Genomic DNA, 4,309 nt, shown 5'->3' on the forward strand with positions numbered 1-4,309 from the left:
GCCCGATAGCCCCTCGTCAAGCTGATCGCAAAGGAGTTCGCCGTGCAGACCATGGCTCTCAGTACCGAGTCCCGCATGATCGCCGGGGTGGTGCTACTCACCATCGTCACCATCCAGGTCGGCGGCTGGTTCATGACCCGAATCGCCCGGGGCGCTGTGCCGATGACCGACTTCCAGCGATCCTTCGCGCGTGCCGGGCACGGCCATGCCGGCGTACTGGTGATCCTGAGCCTGGTCGGCCTGCTCTATGTGGACGCGACGAGCCTCACCGGCGCCTTGCTGTGGATCGCCCGGTTGGGATTGCCCGTCGCCGCGATCCTGATGCCTGCCGGATTCTTCGCCTCTTCCGCCGGCAGGAACGCCACCGGACCCAACAGACTCGTCTGGGTGCTCTGGATCGGCGCGCTCTCCCTGGCTGCGGGGGTGATCAGCCTCGGCGTCGGGCTGCTGATCGCCTGACGAAACCAGCCGCCGCATTCCGGCTACGACTACCTACCCCCACTCCCGGCGCACCGGAGGCTCCTCCGGCTCCTCGTGCGGAGGCTCCGTGTCTGTCGTCTCGACCTGCTCCTCCCGCCCGACCCGGGGCGGCAGCTTGCCGAACCGGTCGTGTCGCTGGACCTTGAACTCCTCGTCCGCCGCCCGGTCATCGCCTTCTCGGTCCTCGCTCATCGCCGACCTCCCTCGTCAGGTCCCATTGTCCCCGCCGAGGCAGCCAGAGGTGCGTAGAGCTGGTGTCGCAGATCCTGATGCCGAGGTGTCGCGCAGATCCCGTGGCCGGGACGACGGCACCGCTCAGCCGAGCCAGAGAGCGGAAACGATGACGAGCACGGCCAGCACGATCAGGACCGCGAGCAGCGCCCCGTTGCCCCAGGTCGTCCGGACCGGGTCGGTCCGGACCGGGTCATCCCGTCGGCGAACCGCGAGATGTCCTGGACCTGCCCCGCCGCCGTCAGCCCGACCGTCTCCTCGACCTCCGGCAGCGGCGGCGGCCCCGACACCGGCTGGGTCTCGTAGCGCGGCTCGATCCGGGGCGGCAGCTGCCGGTAGCGGTCATCCATGGCCCGAGTGTCGGCTCGGGTGTCAAGAAGAGCGGGGCCTGACCGGGCGCGGAGCGCGCCGGCCAGGGCCCGGGTGAAACGCGGATCAGCCGATGCTGACCAGGCCGATGTCGAGGACCTTCTCGTCGCCCTGCGCCAGGAAGACCTGCTCGGACTGGGCCTCCTGCCACTCCGGCGTGTCGTAGGTGAGCACCACGTCGGAGTCGGTGGCGTCGTCGCCGACGTCCGGGGTGGTGAACCGGTGGGTGGTCGAGGCCAGGCCCGCCAGCAGCTGGTAGTCCCCGTCGTGCAGCGCCAGTCGGTACGTGCCGTCGGCGTTCACCGTGACGTTGCGCGCGAAGCTGTCGGCCGGCTGCACCGACAGGCTGAGCTCGCCGGTCGGCGCCGCGCCCTCGTCGGCGTCGCGCTGGCCGTCGGCGTCCGCGTCCAGCCAGACCCGCCCGGTCAGGTACGCCGGGGTGCCGTAGACGTAGCCGCCCTCGTACACGTTGCCCCACGGGTCCTCGTCGGGCGTGCTGGTGGAGACGGTGACGGTGACCGGCAGCCGGTCACCGGGCTGCCCGCCGGGCAGCACCTCGCCGCTGAAGGAGAGCACGGGAGTCTCGTCGCCCGGCGCCAGGGGGCCGTTCACGCACTCCCACTCCTGCCGTTCGACCACGGTCGTGCACTGCCAGGACGGGTCGGACTGCTCGCCGACGCCCCAGAAGAGCCCGGCCGGGGCGACCACCCGGACGCGGACGTCCTCGGCGGTCCGGGTGCCGTCGTTGGCGACGTGCAGCGGGTGCTTGACCCAGTCCCCCTCGATCACCTCGTAGCCGGGGATCAGGGACACCCCCGTCACGTAGAGGTCCGGGTAGGAGACGGTGGCGTCGTAGGTCACCGTCCGGGTGGCCGAGTTGTTCCGGGTGCTCGACTCCCGGCTGGTCGTGGTGACCGTGGCGGTGATGTCCCCCGTCTGGCCGTCGGTGCCCGGCCGGAACTGGATGTAGAAGTTGAACGGGTCAGCGGTCTGCCCCGGGGCCAGGGCCGCGTGAGTGCAGACCAACCGGGGGCTCAGCGCCGAGCACTGCCAGCTGCCCCCCAGCGGCCCCTCGCCGCCGACGTACGCGTTGTCCGGAAGGTCGACGGTCACGGTGATGCCGTCCGCGGTCGCGACCCCCGCGTTCGCGACTGTGATGTCCGTCTTGACGACCTCACCCTGCACCGGGATACGCGAACGGTCGACGGTCAGGCCGACCGTGAGGTCCGCGCGCCCGGGAGCGGCCGACGCGGGGTTCGCGACGGCCACCGAGCCGAGGGTGGTGGAGAGGGCGACCAGCGCGAGAGCCGCGCCGGAACGTCTGTGGAGGATGCGCATGCAACTCCCTGTCCGAAGGTGACGGTGCTCGTGCTCCGAGCACCGCGGTGATCGGGCCGCAGCCAAGATCACCGATGCTTCCGGGCAACAGGCGATATGGACGGTCCGGGCGTTACACGCCGTGGGGGAGGAAATGGTCGCCGCTTCGTCACCTGTCGGCGGCGCCCGACCCCTGGTTGTCTCAGCGGCGAAAGATCACCACAGAGAGCAGGGCTGACATGTCGATCCTCCGCCGTTCCCTCGCCGCCACGGGTGCGCTCCTCGCCGCCGGCGCCGTCACGCTGGTCGACGCGTCGCCGGCGCTGGCCAGCACGCCGTCGAGTTGCTCCAGCGTCCGCCAGATCGGCACCACCCGGGTGCTCACCGTCGGTGGCGTGCAGGCGGCCTCGGTCAAGCAGTACTACGGCTGCGGCTACAACTACGCCTACATCTACGTCTGGGAGCAGTACCGCGCCACCCACTCGAACTGGGACCTCTACGTCCACGTGATCAACGAGTCGGACAGCGGCACTGACTACGGCGTGGGCCAGCTGAGCAACACCACCCGCGCCGAACTGTGGGGCGCGCCCGCCAACACGGCGTCCTACTGCACCCACGTGACGGGCTACCTCAACAGCACGGGTGGTTCGACCAGCACCGTCTGCTGACCGCTGATCCACGACGGGCCCGCCGGAGACAGCCGGCGGGCGTCCGGCCGTCCCGCATCGCAACCGGGGCGCCGACCCAACCGAGAGACCTACCCCGAAAGGAACACCCGGTATGAAGTTCACCATGCGGAAGGCGCTCGGCGTGGCCGCGGCGGTCACCGCGCTCACCGTCGCGCTGCCCAGCCCGGCCATGGCGTCCGACTCGTACCACGTCATGAACACCGGCGACGCGTTCGGCGGCGGCATCTTCGACTACAGCGGCGAGGCGTACTTCACCGAGCACGGCGACATCCTCAAGATCTGCGACACCGACGCCGACGGGTACGCGGTGAAGATGTTCGTCAGCCTCGACGACGCGTACGGGGCACCGCTGTACGAGTTCAGCCGGGGCGGGGAGGGCAACTGCGCCACCCACCAGGCCAGCGAGGGTGGTGCCTACAACCTGCCGGAGAACCGTTACATCGGCTTCCTGTTCTGCCGGTGGAAGGACGGCCACGACAGCGAGTGCCGGGCCTTCCGGTTCTACAACGACTACTGACCGGGCCGGGGCGTCCCGGTCGCCGGGGCGCCCCACCACGGGAAGTGTCCTGCAGTGCGCACGGCCGACACCACGCTGGCGACCCATCGGTAGCATTCAGCGGCGATGGTCCACAGCGAGCAGTCGGTGACGCACGGCCCGGGCGCCGCCCTCGGGGTCGACGGCTGCACCGACGCCGTCGAGGTGGGGCGGGGCGGCTTCGGCGTCGTCTACCGCGCCTGGCAGCCCGACTTCGCCCGCTGGGTGGCGGTCAAGGTGCTCGCCGCCGACTGGCACGGCCCGTCCCGCGCCCGCTTCGAGCGGGAGCTGCGGATGCTGGGCCGGCTCTCCGACCACCCGCACATCGTCACGCTGCACCAGGCCGGCCGCACCGCCGCCGGCAACCCGTACCTGCTGATCGCGTACGAGGAGGGCGGCTCGCTGGGTGACCGGCTGCGCGGCGGCGCGGTCGGCGACTGGCGCGAGGCGGTCGCCGGGGGCATCGCGGTGGCCGGCGCGCTGGAGACCGCGCACCGCGCGGGCGTGCTGCACCGCGACGTCAAACCCGAGAACATCCTGATCTCCGGGTACGGCGAGCCGAAGCTGGCCGACTTCGGGCAGGCCCGGCCCCGCTCGGCTCGCCCGACCGGCGCGGACGGCAGGGTGACCGCGAGCGTGCTGCACGCCGCGCCGGAGGTGCTGCGCGGCGAGCCGGCGTCGGTGGCCG

General features: G+C 71.2%; 7 protein-coding genes. 4 read left to right on the forward strand and 3 right to left on the reverse strand.

Annotation, left to right across the window (positions count from 1 at the left end; translation table 11 throughout):
* Positions 1-51 precede the first annotated feature (51 nt).
* Positions 52-459 (forward strand): hypothetical protein, encoded by a 408-nt coding sequence (locus JNW89_RS29225; RefSeq protein ID WP_238448209.1) that lies wholly within the window; start codon positions 52-54, stop codon positions 457-459.
* Between the two features lie 33 nt (positions 460-492).
* Here the strand turns inward: JNW89_RS29225 and JNW89_RS29230 are convergent, their stop codons facing one another.
* From JNW89_RS29230 to JNW89_RS29240, 3 genes are all read right to left on the reverse strand, one after another.
* Positions 493-672, reverse strand: coding sequence for a hypothetical protein (locus tag JNW89_RS29230; protein WP_238448196.1), 180 nt, complete (start codon positions 670-672; stop codon positions 493-495).
* Between the two features lie 170 nt (positions 673-842).
* Positions 843-1,061 (reverse strand): hypothetical protein, encoded by a 219-nt coding sequence (locus JNW89_RS29235; RefSeq protein ID WP_238448195.1) that lies wholly within the window; start codon positions 1,059-1,061, stop codon positions 843-845.
* Between the two features lie 85 nt (positions 1,062-1,146).
* Entirely contained in the window at positions 1,147-2,418 is a 1,272-nt protein-coding gene (locus tag JNW89_RS29240; protein WP_238448194.1) for an SdrD B-like domain-containing protein, read from the reverse strand.
* A 218-nt stretch (positions 2,419-2,636) separates the two neighbouring features.
* Here JNW89_RS29240 and JNW89_RS29245 point away from each other — a divergent pair, with 218 nt between their 5' ends.
* From JNW89_RS29245 to JNW89_RS29255, 3 genes are all read left to right on the forward strand, one after another.
* The gene (locus tag JNW89_RS29245; protein WP_238448193.1) at positions 2,637-3,065 is read left to right on the forward strand and encodes a hypothetical protein; all 429 of its coding nucleotides are present in this window, start codon (positions 2,637-2,639) and stop codon (positions 3,063-3,065) included.
* Positions 3,066-3,177: 112 nt separating this feature from the next.
* Complete coding sequence (locus JNW89_RS29250) at positions 3,178-3,603, forward strand: hypothetical protein (RefSeq protein ID WP_088959423.1); 426 nt, start codon at positions 3,178-3,180, stop codon at positions 3,601-3,603.
* A gap of 105 nt (positions 3,604-3,708) precedes the next feature.
* On the forward strand, positions 3,709-4,309 hold a 601-nt coding region (locus JNW89_RS29255; protein WP_238451550.1), incomplete at its 3' end, for a serine/threonine-protein kinase.

The organism is Micromonospora sp. 4G55 (assembly GCF_016803375.1).

Bases quoted from the DNA above. Each gene is read 5' to 3' on its own strand.
- JNW89_RS29225 (WP_238448209.1), top strand. From the start codon at position 52: ATGGCTCTCAGTACCGAGTCCCGCATGATCGCCGGGGTGGTGCTACTC.
- JNW89_RS29230 (WP_238448196.1), bottom strand. From the start codon at position 672: ATGAGCGAGGACCGAGAAGGCGATGACCGGGCGGCGGACGAGGAGTTC.
- JNW89_RS29235 (WP_238448195.1), bottom strand. From the start codon at position 1,061: ATGGATGACCGCTACCGGCAGCTGCCGCCCCGGATCGAGCCGCGCTAC.
- JNW89_RS29240 (WP_238448194.1), bottom strand. From the start codon at position 2,418: ATGCGCATCCTCCACAGACGTTCCGGCGCGGCTCTCGCGCTGGTCGCC.
- JNW89_RS29245 (WP_238448193.1), top strand. From the start codon at position 2,637: ATGTCGATCCTCCGCCGTTCCCTCGCCGCCACGGGTGCGCTCCTCGCC.
- JNW89_RS29250 (WP_088959423.1), top strand. From the start codon at position 3,178: ATGAAGTTCACCATGCGGAAGGCGCTCGGCGTGGCCGCGGCGGTCACC.